The organism is Sphingobium salicis subsp. salicis, from assembly GCF_049472635.1.
In the GTDB taxonomy this organism is placed as follows: Bacteria; Pseudomonadota; Alphaproteobacteria; order Sphingomonadales; family Sphingomonadaceae; genus Sphingobium; species Sphingobium yanoikuyae_A.
This window is the reverse complement of sequence record NZ_JAYRCS010000001.1, coordinates 2,469,619-2,490,681: the sequence shown is the minus strand read 5'-3', so window position 1 is coordinate 2,490,681 and position 21,063 is coordinate 2,469,619. Positions and strand designations below refer to the sequence as shown.

Genomic DNA, 21,063 nt, shown 5'->3' with positions numbered 1-21,063 from the left:
ATCAGGTTCCGCTCTGTCGGCCGGTGCCCCGGCTCTCCGCGCCGCCGCTGCTCTGGGGGACGGCGGGCGTCGGAGCGACGGGGGCGGTCTGGGGCGCGGCGTCGCCCGAATTGCCCAGCGACTTGACGCTGGCGGGGCTGCCGTCGGCGGCGGGATTGCGCGGGCGGTCCTTCGTGTCGCCAGCGGCGGGGTCTGCCTTCTGGTCCTCGGCGGGCTGCTGCGCGCCGGCGGCAAGCTGGCCGGTGATGACCTTCATGCCGGGCTTCAGGTCGCCGCCGGTGATCACGGTGCGCGATCCGTCGCTGGCGCCGACGGTCACCTGGATCGCCTTGGGATCGCCCTTTTCGTCGAGGACATAGAGGGTCTGGCTGCTACCCGCGCCGAAATTGACCTGGCGGTTGGCGCCGCTGCGGCGCATGCGGCCGGGGCCGGGCAGGACGCTGGTGATGCCGCCGCCCGATCCGGCGCCGCTGCTGGGCTTGAATCGGAGCGCGCTGTTGGGGACGAGCAGCACGTCATGCAGTTCCTGGGTCACGATGTCGGCGGTCGCGGTCATGCCCGGACGCAGGGTTTCGTCCGCATTGTCGACCGACAGCACGGCGGTATAGGCGACGACCGTGCCGGTCGAGCTGCTGGTCGTGCTGGTCGAGGACGAGGAGGACGAGCTGCTGCTGGAGCTGTTCGACCCGACATTCACCCGCGTGACCTTTGCCGGGAAGGTGCGGCCGGGGAAGGCGTCGACGGCGAAATTGGCGGTCTGGCTTTCCTTGACCTGGCCGACATCGGCTTCGTCCACCGACACCTCGACCTCCATCTTGGTGAGATCCTCGGCGATGGTGAACAGCACCGGCGCGTTGAGCGAGGCGGCGACGGTCTGGCCCGGCTCGATGTCGCGCGACAGGACCACGCCGGTGACCGGCGAGACGATCTGGGCGATCGACAGGTTGGTCTGGGCGGTCGACAGCTGGGCGCGCGAGACATTCACCTGCGCCTGGGCCGAACGAAGATTGGCGAGCGCGCCATTATAGTCGGCGCGGGCCGAATCCAGTTCGGTCTTGGCCGGCACCTTGCCACCAGAAAGCTGATAGACGTTGAGCTGGCGATCCAGTGTCGCCTTGGCCAGCGCGACCTGCGCCTGCGCCTGGGCGACGCCAGCCTGGGAGGAGGCGACCTGAGCCTGCGTCTGGTTGATCGTGTCGACCAGGCGGCGGGTGTCCAGCTCGGCGAGCTTCTGCCCCTTGGTCACGCGATCATTGACGTCGACATAGACGGCGGTGATCTTGCCCGACTGTTCGGACCCCACATCGACCTGGTTGATTGGTTTCAGATTGCCGGTCGCCGACACGCTGACCGTCAGGTCGCCCTGGCGCGCCTCGCGGGTGGCATAATTGGGCTTGTCATCGCCGGCAAAGCAGCGGGCGACAAGCAGGACCAGGATCAGCAGCACGACGCCGATGGCGCCGCGGATCAGCCATTTGCGATGCGGCTTTTCCGGCTTGGCGCCCAGAAAGTCGTTGAGATCCTGGTCGGGGCTGGCGTCATTGCTCATGGGGGCGGTCATCCATATTCTGCCAGCCGCCACCCAGCGCATTATAGAGCTGGGCGATGGCCAGGATCTCGTCCGATTGGGCGCTGGCAAGGCTGTTGCGGGCGTTCAGCAACGTGGTTTCGCTGCTGGACAGGGTCTGGAAGTCGATCAGGCCGGATTGATACTGGCTGCGCGCCAGGATTGCGGCATTGTTCGACGCTTCATGGGCGGTGGCGAACTCGACCTTGCGCCGGCGGGCACTGTCGAGCGAGGCCATGCCATTTTCGACATCCTCCAGCGCGCCGAGGACGCTCTGCTTGTAGGCGGCGAAGGCGCCGTCGGTCGCCGCCTTCTGCGCGCGAACCTGTGAGGCGAGGCGACCACCATCGAAGATGGTCTGGGCGACATTGGCAAAGACGCCGCCGGTGATGAGGTCGAACAGATCCTTGAAGGCGTTCGACGTGGTGCCGATGTTGCCGCTGATGCCGAGCGAGGGATAGAGCTGCGCCTGGGCGACGCCGATCCGTGCGGTGGCGGCGGCCAGCGCCCGTTCGGCGGACCGCACATCGGGCCGCTGGCGCAGCGTATCGGCCGGAATGCCGGTGGCGATGTCGGTTGCGGCGGTGGGGATCGGTGCTGGCGTTTCGAGCGCGCGGGTCGCGTCGCCCGGCGCCAGGCCGGTCAGCACGGCGATGCGGTTGAGGCTGCCCTTCAGGCTGGCTTCGAGCTGCGGGATGGTGGCGTTGGTTTGGGCGAGCTGGGCCCTGGCCTGCTGCTCGTCGAGCGAGGAGACCAGCCCGGCCTGCAACCGCCAGCGGGCGATGTCGTAATTGTCCTGCTGCACCTTCTGCGTCTCGCGGGCGATGCGCAGCTGTTCCTGCGATGCGCGCGCCTGGACATAGTTGGTGACCAGTTCGGAAATGATGGTCATCCGCACATTGGCGAGGTCATAGCCGGACGCGGCAAGATCGGCCCGCGCGGCTTCGGCCGAGCGCGACAATTCGCCGAACAGGTCGATCTGCCAACTGGCATTGGCGCCGGCCGAATAGCTGCTGGACCAGTTGCTGGCGCCGGTGGAGATGACGTTGCCGCTGTCATCGACACGGGTGCCGCCGGCCTGGCTGCGGTAATTCTTGCCGCCGCTGGCCGATCCGTTCACCTGCGGCAGGAAGGCGGCATTGGCCTGGCGCAGGGATTCCCGCGCCTGCCGCAGCCGTGCCTGCGCCTGGACGATGTCCAGGTTGCCGGCGATCGCCTGATCGATCAGGCCGGTCAGCGTCGGATCGTTGAGCCGCGTCCACCAGGTGGCGAGGGTGGCGTCGTCCAGCGCGGCGCCGCTGCCCTGGCTATAGCCGGCAGGCACGCCCAGCGCGGCGGATTGCGGCGCGTGATAGTTCGGCCCCGCCGCGCAGGCGGACAGGGCAAGCACCGATCCCGTGAGCCATGCAATGCGATATCGCACCTTTTCCTTGCACTCCGTCGTCGTTAAAGGGGCCAGCAATATTCCCCCGGAGAGACAGGGGGCAGGTATGTCAGGTCGTTACGTGCCGAAAAGCAATGTACGCCTCAATGCCATATATGTCTCAAAGTGTAACGTGCGTGAATTCCCGTGTTTTTCTCCGGAAAGACACCAGTAGATCAGAGGATGGAAGATGAGGGCATTTCTTTTCCCAGGCCAGGGTAGCCAGTCGGTCGGCATGGGCAAGGCGCTGGCCGAGGCAAGCCCGGCGGCAAAGGAACTGTTCCAGGAAGTCGATGACGCCCTGTCGCAGCATCTGTTCCGCATCATGGTGGAAGGCCCCGAGAGCGACCTGACCCTGACCGAGAACGCCCAGCCGGCGATCATGGCCAACGCGCTCGCCACGCTGCGCGTGATGCAGAAGGAAGGCGGCTTCAGCCTGGCCGACAAGGGTGATTATGTCGCGGGTCACAGCCTTGGCGAATATAGCGCGCTCTGCGCGGTCGAGGCGTTCGACCTTGGCACCACCGCCCGCCTGCTCAAGCTGCGCGGTCAGGCGATGCAGGCCGCCGTGCCGGTGGGTGAGGGCGCGATGGCCGCGCTGTTGGGCGCCGACATCGAAAAGGCGCAGGCGCTGGCCGATGCCGCGGCCGAGGGCGAAGTCTGCACCGTCGCCAACGACAATGATCCCAGCCAGGTCGTCATTTCCGGCCACAAGGGCGCGATCGAGCGCGCGGTCGCGCTGGTCAAGGATTATGGCATCAAGCGCGGCGTGCTGCTGCCGGTGTCGGCGCCCTTCCACTGCCCGCTGATGCAGCCCGCCGCCGATGCGATGGCGGAAGCGCTCGCCAAGGCGACGATCAACGCGCCGCTGCTGCCGGTCTATGCCAATGTGCTGGCCGCGCCGATCAGCGACCCGACCGACATTCGCGAGCGTCTGGTCGAGCAGGTCACCGGCCGCGTCCGCTGGCGCGAGTCGATCGGCGCGATGTGGGACGCGGGCGTCACCGATTTCGTCGAACTGGGCGGCAAGGTGCTTGGCCCGATGGTCAAGCGCATCGCGCCGGACGCTACCGTGCGCAGCGTGGTGACAATGGACGATATCGAGGCGGTGCTGGGCGCGCTGTGACCGAGAGCCCGGTCCTTACCCACCGTGACGGGGCCGTCCTGACGGTCACGCTGAACCTGCCCGACCGGCGCAACCCCATCTCCGATCCGGCGATGGTGGATGCGCTGTGCGATGTGTTCGAGGCGGCGGACCGGGATGCGAGCGTCCATGTCGCGATCCTGACCGGGGCGGGCAGTGCCTTCTCCTCGGGCGGCGATCTCAATGCGATGCGGCCGGATGCCGGGGGGCTGCGCGCCAGCCTGCCGGCGCAGACGCGGCGCAATTATCGCGCGGGTATCCAGCGCCTGCCCTTGCTGTTCCAGGCGATCGAGCTGCCGGTGATCGCGGCGGTCAATGGCCCGGCGATCGGCGCGGGGCTGGACCTGGCCTGCATGTGCGACCTGCGCATCGCGGGGCAAAGCGCGCGCTTTGCCGAAAGCTTCGTGAAGCTAGGCCTGGTGTCGGGCGATGGCGGGGCCTGGTTGCTGCCGCGCATCATCGGCTTTTCCAAGGCATCGCAACTCTCGCTGACCGGCGAGACGATCGACGCGGGCGAGGCACTGCGGATCGGGCTGGTCGGCGATGTGGTGCCCAACGCGGACCTTATGACGGTGGCGCGGGCGCAGGCTGATGCGATCGCCGCCAATCCGCCGCATGCGACGCGGATGACCAAACGGTTGCTGCGTGCGGCGCAGACGGCCGAACTTTCGCAAATTTTGGAAATGGCGGGCGCCATGCAGGCGCTGGCCCACGCGACCGCGGATCATGACGAGGCGATCACCGCCTTCTTCGACCGCCGGCCGCCACACTTCAAGGGAGACTAGAATGTTCGATCTGACGGGAATGACCGCGCTGGTGACTGGCGCTTCGGGGGGCATCGGCTCTTCCATCGCCAAGGCGCTGGCCGCGCAGGGCGCCACCCTGGCGCTGTCGGGCAGCAATGAGGAGAAGCTCAAGGCCTTTGCCGCCGAACTGGGCGGGGATCACAAGACCTTGGTCTGCAACCTGTCCGACCCGGCCGCCGTCGACGCGCTGGTGCCGCAGGCGGTGGAAGCGCTGGGCGGCAAGATCGACATACTGGTCAACAATGCCGGCATCACCCGCGACAATTTGATCCTGCGCATGAAGGACGAGGAATGGTCGCAGGTGATCGCGGTCAATCTGGAAGCCGCCTTCCGCCTGTGCCGCGCCGCCGCCAAGCCGATGATGAAGGCGCGCTTTGGCCGCATCATCTCGATCACCTCGGTCGTGGGCGTCACCGGCAATCCGGGCCAGTCCAACTATTGCGCGTCGAAGGCCGGCATCATCGGCATGTCCAAGTCGCTGGGCCAGGAACTGGCGAGCCGCGGCATCACCGTGAACTGCGTGGCCCCCGGCTTCATCCGGTCGGCCATGACCGATGCGCTGAACGATGCGCAGAAGGGCACGATCCTGGCCAAGATCCCGGCCGGCGATCTGGGCGATGGCGACGATATCGGCGCGGCGGTCGCCTATCTGGCGAGCAAGGAAGCAGGCTATGTCAACGGCCAGACCCTGCACGTCAATGGCGGCATGGCGATGATCTGATCGATCGGCAGGGGCGGTCAGGCGGGCGACAGCGTGCCGGACAGGCCCTTGCGATGGAAGCGCGGCCGGATCGTCCAATGGACGGTTCGGCACGCGATCCACAGGCTGGCGGCGGCGATCAGCGCACCGGCGATCACGTCGCTGAAATAATGGCCGCCATCGACCGGCGTGGCGATCAGCGTCAGCAGGGCGAGGGTGGTGCCGATCCAGCGCACCGCGCGGATGGTGGCGCGCGAAAAGCCCCAGCCAAACACCATGGCCAGAGCGCCATGATAGCTGGGGAAGGTGATGATCCCCTGCAGCCGGTCGAGCGTCAGCGCGCGGAAGCTGCCATCGCGCAGGCCGTTCAGATCGGCGATATGTAGATAGGGAGCGGCCGGGCGCAGATTGGGATAGTCCGATGGGCTCAGGCCAAAATGGGTATAGGTGCCGATCGCCGGGAGCAGCCCCGACAGCAGGATGACGCAAAGCCCGGCAAGCATCGCCGCCTGCATGACGATCCGCAGCGCGGCCAGTTGATGGCAGAAACCCAGCAGCAGGATGAGCGCGATCATCTGGGGGATCAGCGTGCGATAGGCAAGGTTGAGCAGCGTCGCGAGCAGCGGGTGCGCGTCCAGCCAGTGCATCCAGCTGAGCCAGTCGAGACCGATCGCGCCATCCCAACGGGCGAGTTGATCATCCCATAGCGGACCGCCGCGCGCGGCGATCATATAGGATAGCGATGCGCCGATCGCGCTGAACAGCAGCATCAGTGCGAGGCCGGTGAGCATCGCCCGGATCGCGGGAACCGGCCGCAAGACATGATAATAGCAGGCGAGCGCGCCCAGCAGCAGGGCAAAGCCGACCGGTCCCGCCAGGCTGCGCAGCGACAGGGTGAAGGGATCGATCCACTGGAGCAGGGCGATCAGCAGGCCGGTGATGGCTAGGATTAGCCAGGCGCCGTCGTCCCGGCCCTCGGGCCATTCTGCTGGGCGCCGGTCGGGCGGCTGGGTCGAGGCGATGGGCGCTGCTGCCATGGCGATCCTCTAGCCGGTCGAGGCTAAAACAAGGTTAAGCCGTACGGGCTGCGCCGCTGCCCAGCCACGGGAGGGCAAGGCGGGCGCCGGGCTGGGCGAGGATGGTCGCGCGGGTGGCCAGCGCCAGCACCGCGATGGCGGCGATCAGATTGACCGGCACCAGGGTTAGGGCCGAGAGGGCACGCCCGAAATAGGGCGCGATCCACGCATAAGCGAGCCAGCTACGTTCGCCGGACAGCCAGCCACGCTGCAGCGCATCGGCGACCAGAAAGGCGATCGCGACGCCCAGCAGCACATAATCATAGTCCAGCAAATAGGGGGTGCAGAGTAGCGCGGCGCTGAGCGCGGCAGCGCCGCGCGCAGCCATCGATCCACGCCGCGCGACCAGCGCGGCCGCGGCGATGGCGAGCGCGGTGACCGTGGCCTGGACGGCATAGGCGAGCGGGATCGCGCCGCCCCACTGGCGCACTGCGGCAAAGGGGCTCTGGATCTTCGACCAGCCGGTCGCGCCATTTTCGATGATGATGTGACGGGTGAGGGGCAAGGAATCGAAAAAGGCCTGCCACACCGGCCAGCCCCACAGGGCGATTGTGAGCAGGCATAGCGCGGTGACGGTGAGCCCCGCCGACACAAAGGCGCGGGCATTGCCGCGCGCCAGGATGAGGACCGGGATCAGCACCGCAAATTGCGGTTTGTAGACGAGCGCGCCCAGCAGCATGCCCGCGATCCACGGGCGCCGGTCGAGCAGCAGCATGCCGCCGCCCAGCAGGCTGGCGGTCAAAAAGGCGTTCTGGCCATGGCCCAGGCACACCAGCACCACCGGCGCCCCCATCGCGACCAGCAGCGCGTCGCGATGGCCCGGCAGGATGCGCTGCACCAGCGCCAGCGCCATGGCGAGGGTAGTCCCCTGCCAGATCAGCAGCGCCGCGACATAGGGGAATTGGGCCAGCAGGGTGGCGATGATCAGGAAGGGCGGCGGATAATGCCAGCCATAGAAGGGGATGGCGGGATCATGATGGATCGCCTTCTGCACTTCATGATGGGCGGGCCAATTCCATGCCTGGGCGGCCTGGCCATGATCGGCCATCCATCCTGCGGTCCAGACGTTGGAAAAGTCGGTGCCAAGCGGTCGGCCGAGCGAATCTACCGTGCCATGGGCCGTGGCGAACAGATAGGCCAGCCCCGCCAGCGTCGCCGCCAGGATCAGCAAAGCGGCCAGCCGCACGCGCGGCAGGGTGATGAAAAGATCCGGTGAGAGTCGTGCGACCATGCGATATTGCTGGCACAAGCGGCTGAAATTTTGGTAAACAAGTCGTTGTTTCCGGGTTTTTTCGGCCTTTTTGTTGCCGAAACGCACTTGTCACTCCATCTAGGGGCTTGGCGGGCTTCCCTCTTGCCTCTATCGGGGCTTGGCACTAGGGCAATGCCTTAACGGTTATTCAGAACCACCAACGATACCCAGTAAGAAGGACCACTCATGAGTGAGACCGCGGATCGCGTAAAGAAAATCGTCGTCGAGCATCTGGGCGTCGAAGCCGAGAAGGTGACCGAGGACGCCAGCTTCATCGACGATCTGGGCGCAGACAGCCTGGACATCGTTGAACTGGTGATGGCGTTCGAAGAAGAATTCGGCGTCGAAATCCCGGACGATGCGGCTGAGAAGATCGCCACCGTCAAGGACGCGATCGACTATATCGACAGCAAGGCCTAAGGGCTTCGCGGCCTGCCCTCAGTGGCGGGCCGCCCTCCTTGCACAAGGATTGGCTCCTCCTGTCCGGTGATCCCGGAGCTTGGGGAGCCTTTTCGTATCTGGCCTGCCGTTCACAAGTGCGTGTGGAACGCCTAGATGAGCGGCACGGAACCAAAAATTGGAATTTCGGAGCAAGCATATGCGTCGCGTCGTCGTAACCGGCCTTGGCATGGTAAGCCCGCTTGGCGGGGATGTCGAAACCACCTGGAAGAACATCATCGCGTCGAAATCCGGCGCGGCGACGATCACCCGCTTCGACGCCACCGATTACAAGTGCCGCATCGCCTGCGAAGTGAAGCCGGCGGATCATGAATATGGCTATGACGCCTCGCTGGACGTCGACCACAAGATCCAGCGCCAGGTCGATCCGTTCATCGTCTATGGCATTTCCGCCGCCAGCCAGGCGCTGCGCGACGCGGGCCTGGACAACATGTCGGAAGAAGAGCGCCTGCGCGCCGGCTGCTCGATCGGTTCGGGCATCGGCGGCCTGCCGGGCATCGAAAGCGAATCGCTGGTGCTGGCCAATAAGGGCCCCAACCGCGTTTCGCCGCACTTCGTCCATGGTCGTCTGATCAACCTGATCTCCGGCCAGGTCTCGATCAAATACGGTCTGATGGGTCCGAACCATGCCGTCGTCACCGCCTGCTCGACCGGCGCCCACTCGATTGGCGACGCTGCGCGCATGATCGCGATGGATGATGCTGACGTGATGCTGGCGGGTGGCGCGGAAAGCGCGATCTGCCCGATCGGCATCGCCGGCTTCGCCCAGGCGCGTGCGCTCTCGACCGGCTTCAACGACACGCCGGAAAAGGCGTCGCGTCCCTATGACGTCAACCGTGACGGCTTCGTCATGGGCGAAGGCGCGGGCGTGGTCGTGCTGGAAGAATATGAGCGGGCCAAGGCGCGCGGCGCGAAAATCTATGCCGAAGTCATCGGCTATGGCCTGACCGGGGACGCCTATCATGTCACCGCTCCCCATCCGGAGGGCAATGGCGGCTTCCGTTCGATGCAGATGGCGCTCAAGCGTTCGGGCCTGTCGCTGGAAGATATCGACTATGTGAACGCGCATGGCACCTCGACCCCGCTGGGCGACGAGCTGGAACTGGGCGCAGTCAAGCGTCTGTTCGGCGATCATCTGGGCAGCATGTCGATGTCGTCGACCAAGTCGGCGATCGGCCATCTGCTGGGCGGCGCGGGCGCGGTGGAGAGCATCTTCTGCATCCTCGCCATGCGCGACCAGATCGTGCCGCCGACGCTCAACCTCGACGAGCCGAGCGAAAGCTGCAAGGGCGTGGACCTGGTCCCGCATGTCGCCAAGGAACGCAAGGTGCGCGCGGTGCTGAACAACTCGTTCGGCTTCGGCGGCACCAACGCCTCGCTCATCATGAAGGCGATCTGATACGCCTGATCCTCCCCTGAAAAGGGGAGGATCATGTAAGCCATAGCCGGTTGGGCATTATTTGGGTCGGGCAGTTGGGATGATGGCAAGACGATCCGGCGCAAATCCGGTGCGGCGACTGGGCTGCATCATCCTTCTGATCGGCCTCGCCGTTGTCGCCTTTGTCGGTTTCCGTTTCGTCCATGGCTGGACCGAGACGGGGCCGGCCACCCAGAATATCAGCATCGTCGTGCCGGAGGGATCGACCCTGTCCGACGCCGCGGTGCTGCTGAAATCGGCCGGCGCGGTGCGTTCGGCCGATGCCTTCCTGACCCGCGCGAAGGTCTTTGGCGGCGCCAAGCCGATCAAGGCCGGCGAGTTCGTGGTGCCCAAGGGCGCCAGCAACCGCGAGATATTGTCGATCCTGCAGGGCGGCAAGACGCTGACCCGGCTGGTCACCATCCCCGAAGGCATGCCGTCGATCCTGGTGCAGGAACGGCTGATGGCGAATGACGAGCTGACCGGCGATGTCGCGGTGCCGCAGGAGGGCAGCGTGCTGCCCGACAGCTATGCTTTCGACAAGGGCGAGCCGCGCGCCGCCGTGCTGAAGCGCATGCAGGCGGCGATGGACAAGGCGCTGGCGAAGCTCTGGGCCGAACGCGCGCCCAACACGATCGCCAAGTCGCCCCAGGAGGCGATCATCCTCGCCTCGATCGTCGAGAAGGAGACCGCGATCGCCAAGGAGCGGCCGATGGTCGCGGGCGTCTACAGCAACCGTCTGCGCAAGAACATGATGCTGCAGGCCGATCCGACGATTATCTATCCGATCACCAAAGGCAAGCCGCTCGGCCGCCGGATCAAGAAGTCCGAGATCGCCGACGTCAACGACTACAACACCTATGCCATGGCTGGCCTGCCCAAGGGGCCGATCGCCAATCCGGGTCGGCTGTCGATCCTGGCGGTGCTGCACCCGGCGGAGACGAATGCGCTCTATTTCGTCGCGGACGGGAAGGGCGGCCATATCTTTGCCGACACCTATCAGCAGCATAATGAGAATGTGCGGAAGTGGTTCGAGATCCGCCGCGCGCGGGGCGAGCTGTAAAGCCCGGCTTGGCCGATATATAGCCGGGCTTGCCACATGGCCCGGCGCGCGCTAGGGATAGTGCAGCATCAAGAGTTGGGGCGACGCCCAACGCCAACCTGCCGTTCCGGGCAAGGTGGCACTCCCGATCCGGGAGGATGTGGCCGATCCGGCAACAAAGCGGACCTCAGCCACCGATCGTCGCCCCGCCAGGAAGGACTGACGAGACGTGCCGATCAAGATTGCCGACGACCTGCCCGCCCGCCGCACTTTGGAAGCCGAAGGCGTTGCCGTGATGGGCGAGGCCGACGCGGTGCGGCAGGATATCCGCCCGCTGCGGATCGCGCTGCTGAACCTGATGCCCAACAAGATCGATACCGAGACGCAGCTTGCGCGGCTGCTCGGCGCCTCGCCGTTGCAGGTGGAACTGACGCTGGTGCGGGTCAGCGACCATGTGTCGCGCAACACCTCCGCCGATCATATGCAGTCCTTCTACCGCGCCTGGACCGATGTGCGCGACGAACGCTTCGACGGCTTCCTGATCACCGGCGCGCCGGTCGAGCATCTGCCGTTCGAGGAGGTGAGCTACTGGCAGGAACTGCGCGCCATCTTCGACTGGACCCAGACCCATGTGCATCGTTCGCTCAGCATCTGCTGGGCGGCGCAGGCGGCCCTTTATCATTTCCACGGGGTTCCGAAACACGCGCTGGAGCGCAAGGCGTTCGGCGTGTTCCGCCATCGCAACCATGCCCCGGCCTCACCCTATCTGCGGGGCTTTTCCGACGATTTCTCGATCCCCGTGTCGCGCTGGTCGGAAGTGCGGCGGGAATCGCTGCCGCTCGATCGCGGGCTGCAACTGCTGGCCGACAGCGCGGAGACCGGCCCCTGCCTGGTCCATGATCCGCGCCATGGCTTCCTGCACATGTTCAACCATGTCGAATATGACACGCGCACCCTGGGCGACGAATATGCGCGCGACGGCGGCCGCCAGATGCCGGCCCATTATTTCCCCGACGACGACCCGACCCGGCCGCCGGAAAATCGCTGGCGCAGCCATGCCCATCTGCTGTTCGGCAACTGGATCAACGACCTCTACCAGACCGCGCCGTTCGACGTGGACATGATCGGCCAGGAGATATTGCAGAGCGCGGCCTGATCGGCGCCGATCAGCGCAGCAGGCCCTTGGCCGCCTGACTGCGGGCGTAGAGCCACTGGCCGATGCCGATCAGGACGATGACGGCCGGGAAGATCGCCGCGCCCGCGCCCTTCACCGCCAGCAGGTCGGTGCCAAGGAACGTGTGTCCGAATTGGACGATCACCGCGAGCAGCGACAGCAGGAACAGCGGCACCGCGACGCGGCGGCGCAGCAGCAGGGCGATCGCGCCCAGCGTGCCAGCGCCCACCGCCACCGCATAGACGGCCCAGGCCCAGCCGGGCATCTGGGCGAAGGCGCGGGCGGTGTCGGGATCGGTCTTGGCGAGTTCGCTGAGGTCGGCGCCATATTGCATGACGAAGGCGGCGACCCCCATCAGGTTCCATAGCAGCAGGATGACGGCGATGATGACGAAGGATTCCGGTGCGCGCATGATGCTTCCCCTCCTGGCCCGCGCCTGCTTGCCGGGCGCGGCATCTGTCATCATATAGCCTGTCCCGGCCGGGCGAAAGTCCGCCATCGCGTTGCAGGGAGGCGGTTCTGGCTGATCCGATCATCGTCACCGCGCTGCTGGGCGCCGCCGATTTCGCCTGGGCGGATGGCTTGCGCCGCGCCCATTTTCCGCCCGAACGCAATCAGGTGCCAGCGCATGTCACCCTGTTCCATCATCTGCCGCCTTCGCTGCTGCCGGAACTCAGGACGCGGATGAAGCAGATATGCGCCGGCCCCGCGCCACTGGCGCGGCTGGGCGATGTGTTGCTGCTGGGGCAGGGGGTCGCCTATCGCATCGACAGTCCCGATCTGGCGGCGTTGCGGGACGAATTGGCGGACGCCTTCACAGGCCTGCTGACGCCGCAGGACCAGGCCGGCTTTCGCCCGCATCTGACCGTGCAGAACAAGGTGGAGCCCAGGGTCGCGCGGGCGCTGGCCGACCGATTGCGCGCCGATTTCCATCCTCGCCCGATCGCAATCGCGGGCCTGGCCGCCTGGCACTATCGCGGCGGACCATGGGAACTGGCAAGCGAGACCCGGTTTCGCGGGTAGGGGGGATTTGGGTGGGAACAAGACATAGCCCCTCCCTTTCAGGGAGGGGGTGGGGTGGGTGGCGAGCGCAGCGAGATTCTGCCCGATCGACCGTAGGCCGCCGCTATGCGGCGCACCCACCCCACTCCCCTCCCTGAAAGGGAGGGGAGTGGGAAACGTCAGATTCTGCTCGCATCGCGCCCGTTTGCCGGTCATTCTGGCCTCATGAACAAGGGCGTATTAGCTCAAGCTACGATCCGCGCCAGCGAGGCGCTGGACGCCGTGTATCGCACTTTCGAGATGCCGGCGCCGTCAACGATCGAAGGCTGCCCTTGCTGTATCGATACGCGCGGCACCGATGTCTTGCTCGCTACCCCATTGCGTGAAATCAGCGGCATGGCTCTCTGGCGCTATGTTTCGGGTGCGTTCTTGACGGTTGGTGACGAGCAGGACTTTCGCTATCTGCTGCCGCGCATTCTGGACGTGTCAGTGTCTGATCCAGCGAATGCCAACAATCCCGAGATCGTGCTGGGCAAGCTGTCGCTCGCGGGATGGGACTCCTGGCCACCGCATGAAAAAGCTGTGATCGAAATGTTCGTCGGAGCGTGGTTTGAACTGGCCCTGGCGAGCGATCTTGCAGAAGCAGATGAAGGTTGGATCGGATGGGCTGCCGAGAGCGTTCTTTGTGGCGCGGCTCGAGCCGGGGTGCAGCTAGACCGCTGGCTACTGCGATTGGCTGCGCCAGACGTCGCGCCGGTTCTGGCTGACATTCGTGATAGGTTCCCACGCGAGCCATCGGGCTTTTGGGAAGATGTTCCCTGGGCCTTTCGTGCGGTGCGAGTATTTTTGGATCAAGGACGAGCCTAGATCAGCATTCGTCCGATCGGGGCATCCGACTTTCGACTTGCCGCTCAAAGGAGCGACGGGTTCAAAAAAAGCGGGAGATTCCGATTATCGAGCGCGCTAAGCGGCCGGCTTCCCGGCCGTCTTTCCTACTCGGCATTTTTCTGGTCCACCCTGTGGGATGGAATTGGCCGCTCCTATTGCCCCGATATCGACCTTGCTGCAGCACCCTGCCGCAACAAGCCCGTCGCGTCATGGTCGCCTGATCGTCGCTTCACAGGCGCGTCGGTGTCGCTTCACAGGCGCGCGATTGTCGCGCCGCCGTCGCTTTCCGATGACCCTATGCCGGGAAAATGGCGCAAAACGGGGCGACGACACTGTGAACTTTGTAGGAAAATCCGATTGTCGCGTCGTCGCCGACCGATCACGCCAGGCCCACTTCCTTGAGCGGGATGCCGGCATCGGCCAGTTGCGCCGGGTCGAGATGGGCGCCCGACAGCACATGGGCGCGGCCCTGGACATAGTCCTTGACCGCATTGACGCAGTCGAGCGCGATCAGCTTGCCGCCCTTCAGATAGACGACCGAGAAGCTGCGGGTGGCCGGATCGCCGCGCAGCACCGTCTGGTCGAAACCGGTCGAGAGGCCCACCGTCTGGAGCTTCAGATCATATTGGTTCGACCAGAACCAGGGCACGGCGTCATAGGCCTCTTCCTTGCCGAGGATGTGGGCGACCGCGGTCTTGGCCTGGTCATTGGCGTTCTGGACGGATTCGAGGCGCATCTGCGCGCCGCCGGCAAAGCGGTTGGCATGGGACGCGCAATCGCCCACGGCATAGATGTCGGGCAGCGAGGTGCGGCAATATTCGTCGACATCGACGCCATTGCCGCCGGCCGCGCCGGCCGCGATCAGCGGGCCGGTTTCCGGCACGATGCCGATGCCCACGATCACCATGCCGGTCTCGATCCGCTCGCCATCCTGCATCAGCACGGCGGTTGCCCGGCCATCCTCGACCGCGATACAGTCCATCTTCGCGCCGGTGCGCAGGTCGACGCCATGGGCGCGATGCTCCGCCTCGTAGAAGCGCGAGAGATCCTCACCCGCGACGCGGGCCAGCACCCGGTCGAGCGCTTCGAGCAGCACCACGGTCTTGCCGAACTTGGAGAGGACGGCGGCCGCCTCCAGCCCAATATAGCCGCCGCCGATGATGGTGACATGGTTCACGCTGTCGATCTTCGCCATCATCGCGTCGACATCGTCGCGGCGGCGCACGGCATGGACATTGGCGGCTTCGGCGCCGCTGCAGGTCAGCATCCGGGGGCTGCCGCCGGTACACCAGATCAGCTTGTCATAGCCGATTTCCGCGTCGCCGACGGTGACGAACTTGCCGACCGGATCGACGCTCTTGACCCGGCGCCCCAGCAACATGTCGATCTTGCGCTCGTCCCAGAAGGCGGCGGGGCGGATCAGGATACGGTCGAAGCTCTTGTCGCCGGCGAAATATTCCTTGGAGAGGGGCGGGCGCTCATAGGGCGGATCCTTCTCGTCGCCGATCAAGCCGACCGAGCCTTCGAAGCCGTGCTGCCGCAGCGAGATCGCCGCCTGCGCGCCGGCATGGCCGGCCCCCACGATCAGAACGTCATAATAGCTCATCCGCCCGCTCATCCTCTTTTATCCGGGGCTTTGCTTGGCGGCATTTGGCGGTGCTGGCAAGCGCCGATGTGCCGGGGCGGGCAAGCGATGCCCGCCAACCATCGTCGGGGCGCTGCGTGCCGATCAGGACATGGTCAGAACGCCTTCATAGGCACGGTCTTCCAGCGCCTTGCCGGCGCCCATGGCGACGCACATCAAGGGCGTGTCGGCGATCCGCACGGGCAGGCCGGTGGCTTCGGACAGCGCCTCGTCCAGCCGGCGCAGCAGCGCGCCGCCGCCGGTCAGGGTGATGCCCTCGTCAATGATGTCGGACGAGAGTTCGGGGGCGGTCTGTTCCAGCGCGGTCATCACCGCCATCACGATCTGGCCGACCGGTTCGGACAGGGCGTCGCAGATTTCCGCTTCGCTGATGGTCATTTCGGCCGGGCGACCATTCACCAGGTCGCGGCCCTTGACGATGATCCGCTCGCCCTCGCCATCGGGCGGGGTCGCGCAGCCGATCGCGCATTTGACGCGCTCGGCGGTGGCTTCGCCGATCATCAGATTATGGACGCGGCGGATGTGCGAGGCGATCGCGTCGTCCAGCTTGTCGCCGCCGACGCGGGCCGAATTGCTGTAGGCGATGCCGTTGAGCGACAGCACGGCCACTTCGGTCGTGCCGCCGCCGATATCGACCACCATCGCGCCGCGCGGTTCGGTGACCGGCAGGCCGGCGCCGATCGCCGCGGCCATCGGTTCCTCGATCAACTGCACCCGCGCCGCGCCGGCGTTGGAAGCCGCATCGCGCAGCGCCCGGCGCTCGACCATGGTGGAGCCGGTCGGCACGCAGATCACGACATCATAGCGGCGGCCGAAACGCCCGCCGTCCTGCGCCTTCTCGACGAAATGCTTGATCATCTGCTCGGCCACGTCGATGTCGGCGATCACGCCGTCGCGCAGCGGGCGGATCGCCTGGATATTGGCCGGGGTCTTGCCCATCATCAGCTTGGCTTCATTGCCCACCACCTTGACCTTGCGGATGCCACGAATGGTCTCGATCGCGATGACGGAGGGTTCGTTGAGCACGATGCCCCGGTCGCGGGCGTGGATGACGGTATTCACGGTGCCAAGATCGATCGCCATGTCGCAGGCGGTCGAGGAGAAGAAGCGGGGCATTTTCATGGGAAAGCGGCGATCTGCAAAGATTGTGAAACAATGGCTCCCTGTGCCGCCGCCCGGCGGCGATCAGAAGGGCGCTGCGCCAGTCCGTCCGTTTCCCGCGTCTGGCCGAGGCTGAAGGGACGGAAAAGCGCGATAAAGGGCGGTTCAGGCGGTCTTGCGGATCAGTCGGCGACCCAGCAGCACGCCGACGATGCCGAGCAGGAACAGGGTCCAGCCCGGCGCTTCGGGCACCGGCGTGCCGCCCGAGCTGCTGCCGGTCGGCGGATCGATCGGCGGGGTATAGCCGCCAGTATAGGTGCCCAGATGCATCTCGCCATTCTGGGTCAGGTTGCCGAACACGGCCGATCCCTGAATATAGTTGGCGGTGGTCGCATCGGCCCAGGGCGCGAGCAGCGATCCGCCCCAGCTGTTGGTGAGGTCGAGCGACTGGGCGTCGCCGAAATTCCAGATCACATGTTCGCCAAGATTGGCGGTGCCGCCCAGGAAATTGTCGTTGAGGCTGACCGCGCTGCCGCTGACATTGACGATCGCGGTGTCGGCGCCGTTCAGGTTGAAGGCGATCTCGCCCACCTTGTCGAGATCGGCGGCGCTGATCGAGAAGACGGCCAGGCCGTTGGCGTCAGGGCTGGCGTTGAAGGTGGCGCGATTGCCGCTGATCACCATGTCGCTGTTGGCGGCCAGGCCCGACAGGTTGGTCGACAATTGCTTCATGCTGCCGGCCAGCACCGTGCCCTGCGTCGCCAGGCTGGATGCGAAGCCGGGGTCCGACGTGGCCAGGCCGGACTGAACGCTATTCTGGTTGATATTGGTGTTGCTGATGGTGCCACCGACCTTCACCGTCTGGGCCGCGCCATTGAGGTTGAAGCCGCTTTCGACATTGCCGCCGACCAGCGCACCCGACCCGTTGTTCAAATTCTTGATGCCGCCGGTGACATTGCCGACCACGGTGAGGCCCGCCTGTCCGGTCGCGGACGTGGCGGGGGTGCTGATCTGGTAGCTGGAGGAGGTGCCGGTAAGGTCGCCGCCAACGAAGGTGCGGCCCTCCACTTCGGAGGAGGAACTGAGGTCGCCCAGCACGATCAGATTCCATTCGCGCAGCGCGTCGGTGCCGGTAACGGGTGAGGCATAAGCGGGGGCGGCAGCCAGCAGCGCCAGCGACGCCGAAATCATGAAACCGGTCTTTTTCATAATAGATAACGCCAAGTCTTCGCATGTCGTCACAATGGATTGCGTGACGTGTGACGAAGTCCCCCCTTCCGCTCTCTGGATTGTCGGCCCCGACTCCGGCGCCGGGGCGTCAAGGACAGGGTGGGCGCGCCATAGTCCTGTCGGGCCGGCGCGGCAATATTTTATTAACTATTGCGCGAAGATCGTGGCGGCTCGTCTTGGCGAGGGAAGACGCGGACTTTTCAGGCCAGGGTCAGGTAAAGTTCCGCCTCGATCAGCCATTCGCTGCCAATCTGCCGCCATTTGGCGGTGTAGGCGCCAGCGGCGATGAGGATGCCGGACGATGCGGCGACGCCCTGCCACTGGCCATGTTCGAAGGCGATCGGTTCGACGGGCGAGACGAGGATCGTGTCGGGCGTGCGGGTGTAGATGCTGCGGTCGGGCGCGGCAAATTCGCGCTTCCAGGCCATCAGCTGCGCCTTGCGTCCGGTGATGACGCCGCTGTCGGTGCCCGTCACCATCACGACATCCTGTGCCAGGATTGGCCCGATGGCGGCTAGGTCGGCATCGGCGAGCGCCCGGTTGAAGCTGGCGCGGCGCAGGCGGATGGCAAGATCGGCGGTGGCGGTCATGGCGCTTCCCTTAGCAGGCGGCGCTGCCATCGCCATGCCCGTCAGGCAAAAAAGAACGCCCGCAGCGGGCTGCGGGCGTTCCGTTCGCCAGACCGGGCCATGTCGAGGAGGGCATGGCTGGCCCGGCGGGGAGAGGGGGGTTAGAGCTTGTAGCCCAGGGTCAGCACCCAGGAGCGGCCTTCGCCCGGATTGGCCCAGCCATTGTTGCGGATGCTGGTATAATATTTTTCGTTGGTGAAGTTCTGGACGTTGAGCTGCGCCGTTAGCTTCTCGTCGAAGGTGTAGGACAGCATCGCCCGGTGAACGAGATAATCGTCCGAGTGATAGATCGGGACGATCGTCGTGCTGCCGGCCACCAGCGGCGTGACCAGGGCACGATTGTTGAGCGCGAAGCTGCCCTGGTAGGTCAGGCCATAGCCCAGTTGCAGCCCGAAGGGCAGGGTATAGGTGGTGAACAGGCTGCCCGAATGCTTGGGCGTATTGGTCATGTCCTGACCCTTCTGCACATCGGGGATCAGAACATTGTTGCCGCACGGGTTGGACGTAGCCGATCCGATCCCGGATGCAGTGCCCGTCCACGGGCTCGCAAGGCATGCATTGGACACGCTCTGGATGACCTTGCTTTCGAGATAGGTGTAGTTTGCGAAGATCGTCCAGGCTTCGGTGATGTTGCCGCTGGCGCCCAGGGTGACACCGTTCACGCGGTTGCGGCCATCATTGACGGGCAGCGTGCCGACAAACGGATCATTGCTGGTGACGCGATAATTTTTGCGCTCGTTGCGGAACAGGGCGGCGGTCAACTGAAGGCCGCCATCGAACAGGTCGATCTTGCCGCCGATCTCGTAATTGACTGCTTGTTCCGGATTGGCGTCGCAGGCGTCGTTGGAGCCATTGGTTCCGGTGATGATCAGGCCGCAGCCCGATCGCACCGTGGTGGCTGTCGGCGTCTTGCTGTTGGCATAGGCGACATAGAGGCTGGCATTGTCGGCCGGCTTGTAGACGAGGCCGACGCGGTAGGAGAAGAGGTCGTCGCTCGCATTCTGCTGCGGGCCGGTGGTGTAGGCGCCGCCGGCGGCCGGCGTGGCGATCGTGTCGGAGCGGAAGCGGGCGCGGTTATGCTCCCAGCGGACGCCGCCATTCAGTTCGAGCCCATCGACGATCTTGGCCGCAGCAAAGGCATAGGTCGCGATGTTGAACAGGTCGCCCATCTGGTGGCCGGACCGGATCTTGTTGACCGGGCCGGTATAGATGCCGTTCGGATCGCTGATGCTGATCGGATCGAGCGTGGGGTTCGGCGTGGCGCCGTTGGCGTTGCGCAGGACGTTGCCATTGTCCAGCGTGTAATCTTCCTGCAGCATCGAGGTGCCGATGACCAGCGTATGGCCGCCCGGAATGTTGAAGGTCAGATCGAGCTGATTGTAGAGCGTCTGGTTGACCGAGTCCCGGAAGCCGCCACGCGGGCCGCTGGGATAATACATGCCCGGCACCTGGCCGGCGGCGCAGGCCGCACCGGTCGGCAGCGTGCCGTTGGCGAGGCAATAGGCGCCCTGTGGCGGGTTGACGACCAGATTCTGCTCGACGCGCTGCCAGCGCGACAGGTTGCGGACCGACAGCAGGTCGCTGAAACGATGATCGAAGATCGCCGTCGCCTGGTCGATCGTCTGGTCCTGCTTGTCGAGATTCTTGTAGCCATAATAGCCGCTATAGGGGACGCCGGGCAGCGGCCCGTCATAGATCGCATTCTTGTAATAGGGCACGCCGTAGAGCGGCGTATTCTCGTCTTCCTGATGGGTGTAGAGCAGGGTCAGCGAGGTCGGCCCGTCCACGCCCAGCTTGACCGAGGGCGCCACGCCCCAGCGCTTGTAGCTGTCGAAGTCGCGCCGGGCGACGTCATTTTCATGATACATGGCGTTGAGGCGCACCGCGATCTGGTCGTTGACGCGGACATTGCTGTCGATGGTCGCGCGATAATAGTCCGACGTGCCGATGCCGCCCTGCACCAGCGTTTCGCTGTCGGCCTTGGGACGCTTGGTGACCAGGTTGATATTGCCGCCGATCGCGCCCGAACCGCCATAGACGGAATTGGCGCCGTTGGTGACCTCGATCTGCTCCAGGTTGAACGGGTCGGTGCGGCTATATTGGGCGCTGTCGCGCACGCCATCGATGCTGATGTCGGTGTTGGCGCTCTGGCCACGCAGGTTGATGCTGTCGCCATAGCCGCCGCCGCCTTCGCCCGCGCCGAAGGTGATGCCCGGAACGGTGGACAGCACGTCGCGCAGGGTGAGGAGGTTCTGCTTCTGGATGGTCTGGTTGCCGATCACCGTGATGGTCTGCGGCGTGTCCAGCAGGGGGCGAACATATTTGGGCGATTCGGGCTTTTCCACCTTGATGGAACTGTCGTCGATCGCCGTGTCGGTGACCGTGACACCGCCCAGTGCCTGGCCCTGGCCATTATCCTGCGCATGCGCGCCGGATGCGAAGGCCATTGCGCCGACGCAGCTCAATGCAAGGAAGGATGGAGTGTTTCCATATTTCGCCATTGTTTCA

19 protein-coding genes and 1 riboswitch are annotated in these 21,063 nt (G+C 65.3%); of the genes, 9 read left to right on the top strand and 10 right to left on the bottom strand.

What is annotated here, in order from left to right; translation table 11 throughout:
* Position 1: 1 nt before the first annotated feature.
* Positions 2-1,549 (bottom strand): efflux RND transporter periplasmic adaptor subunit, encoded by a 1,548-nt coding sequence (locus tag VHN57_RS12055; protein ID WP_423283979.1) that lies wholly within the window; start codon positions 1,547-1,549, stop codon positions 2-4.
* Complete coding sequence (locus tag VHN57_RS12050) at positions 1,539-2,990, bottom strand: efflux transporter outer membrane subunit (RefSeq protein WP_278986739.1); 1,452 nt, start codon at positions 2,988-2,990, stop codon at positions 1,539-1,541. Before VHN57_RS12050 ends, VHN57_RS12055 begins: the two co-directional genes overlap by 11 nt.
* A gap of 190 nt (positions 2,991-3,180) precedes the next feature.
* Here VHN57_RS12050 and fabD point away from each other — a divergent pair, with 190 nt between their 5' ends.
* Genes fabD through fabG form a run of 3 tightly spaced genes read left to right on the top strand, consistent with a single transcriptional unit; the run spans position 3,181 to position 5,661 of the window.
* The gene (fabD, locus tag VHN57_RS12045; RefSeq protein ID WP_097382735.1) at positions 3,181-4,116 is read left to right on the top strand and encodes an ACP S-malonyltransferase; all 936 of its coding nucleotides are present in this window, start codon (positions 3,181-3,183) and stop codon (positions 4,114-4,116) included.
* Complete coding sequence (locus VHN57_RS12040; protein WP_278986737.1) at positions 4,113-4,919, top strand: crotonase/enoyl-CoA hydratase family protein; 807 nt, start codon at positions 4,113-4,115, stop codon at positions 4,917-4,919. The genes fabD and VHN57_RS12040 overlap by 4 nt, the downstream gene beginning before the upstream one ends.
* A gap of 1 nt (position 4,920) precedes the next feature.
* Positions 4,921-5,661 (top strand): 3-oxoacyl-[acyl-carrier-protein] reductase, encoded by a 741-nt coding sequence (gene fabG, locus VHN57_RS12035; protein WP_004212094.1) that lies wholly within the window; start codon positions 4,921-4,923, stop codon positions 5,659-5,661.
* A 17-nt stretch (positions 5,662-5,678) separates the two neighbouring features.
* On the opposite strand, the gene VHN57_RS12030 is transcribed toward fabG, so the two are convergent.
* Positions 5,679-6,677, bottom strand: coding sequence for a phosphatase PAP2 family protein (locus VHN57_RS12030; RefSeq protein WP_278988558.1), 999 nt, complete (start codon positions 6,675-6,677; stop codon positions 5,679-5,681).
* A 34-nt stretch (positions 6,678-6,711) separates the two neighbouring features.
* Positions 6,712-7,947, bottom strand: coding sequence for a glycosyltransferase family 87 protein (locus tag VHN57_RS12025; protein WP_278988560.1), 1,236 nt, complete (start codon positions 7,945-7,947; stop codon positions 6,712-6,714).
* Positions 7,948-8,154: 207 nt separating this feature from the next.
* On the opposite strand from VHN57_RS12025, the gene VHN57_RS12020 reads away from it, so the two are divergent.
* The 4 genes from VHN57_RS12020 (at position 8,155) to VHN57_RS12005 (ending at position 12,042) form a co-directional block, all read left to right on the top strand.
* Positions 8,155-8,388: an acyl carrier protein gene (locus VHN57_RS12020; protein WP_004212096.1), complete on the top strand. Its 234-nt coding sequence runs from the start codon at positions 8,155-8,157 to the stop codon at positions 8,386-8,388.
* Positions 8,389-8,566: 178 nt separating this feature from the next.
* Positions 8,567-9,826, top strand: coding sequence for a beta-ketoacyl-ACP synthase II (fabF, locus tag VHN57_RS12015; RefSeq protein ID WP_004212097.1), 1,260 nt, complete (start codon positions 8,567-8,569; stop codon positions 9,824-9,826).
* A gap of 109 nt (positions 9,827-9,935) precedes the next feature.
* A complete protein-coding gene (mltG, locus tag VHN57_RS12010; protein ID WP_278987983.1) occupies positions 9,936-10,907 on the top strand; it encodes an endolytic transglycosylase MltG in 972 nt (323 codons plus the stop codon).
* A gap of 60 nt (positions 10,908-10,967) precedes the next feature.
* A riboswitch (SAM-I-IV-variant riboswitch) is annotated at positions 10,968-11,076 on the top strand.
* Positions 11,077-11,115: 39 nt separating this feature from the next.
* On the top strand, positions 11,116-12,042 hold the full coding sequence (locus VHN57_RS12005; RefSeq protein ID WP_278987982.1) for a homoserine O-succinyltransferase: 927 nt from the start codon (positions 11,116-11,118) through the stop codon (positions 12,040-12,042).
* Between the two features lie 10 nt (positions 12,043-12,052).
* Here VHN57_RS12005 and VHN57_RS12000 read toward each other — a convergent pair whose 3' ends face one another.
* Entirely contained in the window at positions 12,053-12,472 is a 420-nt protein-coding gene (locus VHN57_RS12000) for a sugar transporter (RefSeq protein WP_278987987.1), read from the bottom strand.
* A gap of 107 nt (positions 12,473-12,579) precedes the next feature.
* Between VHN57_RS12000 and VHN57_RS11995 the strand changes: the two genes are divergently transcribed.
* Positions 12,580-13,083, top strand: coding sequence for a 2'-5' RNA ligase family protein (locus VHN57_RS11995; protein WP_278987986.1), 504 nt, complete (start codon positions 12,580-12,582; stop codon positions 13,081-13,083).
* 204 nt (positions 13,084-13,287) lie between these two features.
* Positions 13,288-13,929, top strand: coding sequence for a hypothetical protein (locus tag VHN57_RS11990; protein WP_423283974.1), 642 nt, complete (start codon positions 13,288-13,290; stop codon positions 13,927-13,929).
* Positions 13,930-14,329: 400 nt separating this feature from the next.
* Here the strand turns inward: VHN57_RS11990 and VHN57_RS11985 are convergent, their stop codons facing one another.
* The 5 genes from VHN57_RS11985 to VHN57_RS11965 all read right to left on the bottom strand — a co-directional run bounded on the left by VHN57_RS11985 (position 14,330) and on the right by VHN57_RS11965 (position 21,056).
* Positions 14,330-15,556, bottom strand: coding sequence for an NAD(P)/FAD-dependent oxidoreductase (locus tag VHN57_RS11985; RefSeq protein ID WP_423283972.1), 1,227 nt, complete (start codon positions 15,554-15,556; stop codon positions 14,330-14,332).
* Between the two features lie 123 nt (positions 15,557-15,679).
* Complete coding sequence (locus VHN57_RS11980) at positions 15,680-16,717, bottom strand: rod shape-determining protein (protein WP_004212110.1); 1,038 nt, start codon at positions 16,715-16,717, stop codon at positions 15,680-15,682.
* 144 nt (positions 16,718-16,861) lie between these two features.
* Complete coding sequence (locus tag VHN57_RS11975; RefSeq protein WP_278987034.1) at positions 16,862-17,905, bottom strand: choice-of-anchor A family protein; 1,044 nt, start codon at positions 17,903-17,905, stop codon at positions 16,862-16,864.
* Between the two features lie 221 nt (positions 17,906-18,126).
* Positions 18,127-18,516 (bottom strand): DUF4440 domain-containing protein, encoded by a 390-nt coding sequence (locus VHN57_RS11970; RefSeq protein ID WP_278987032.1) that lies wholly within the window; start codon positions 18,514-18,516, stop codon positions 18,127-18,129.
* A gap of 140 nt (positions 18,517-18,656) precedes the next feature.
* Positions 18,657-21,056, bottom strand: coding sequence for a TonB-dependent receptor (locus tag VHN57_RS11965; RefSeq protein ID WP_459115481.1), 2,400 nt, complete (start codon positions 21,054-21,056; stop codon positions 18,657-18,659).
* Positions 21,057-21,063 lie beyond the last annotated feature (7 nt).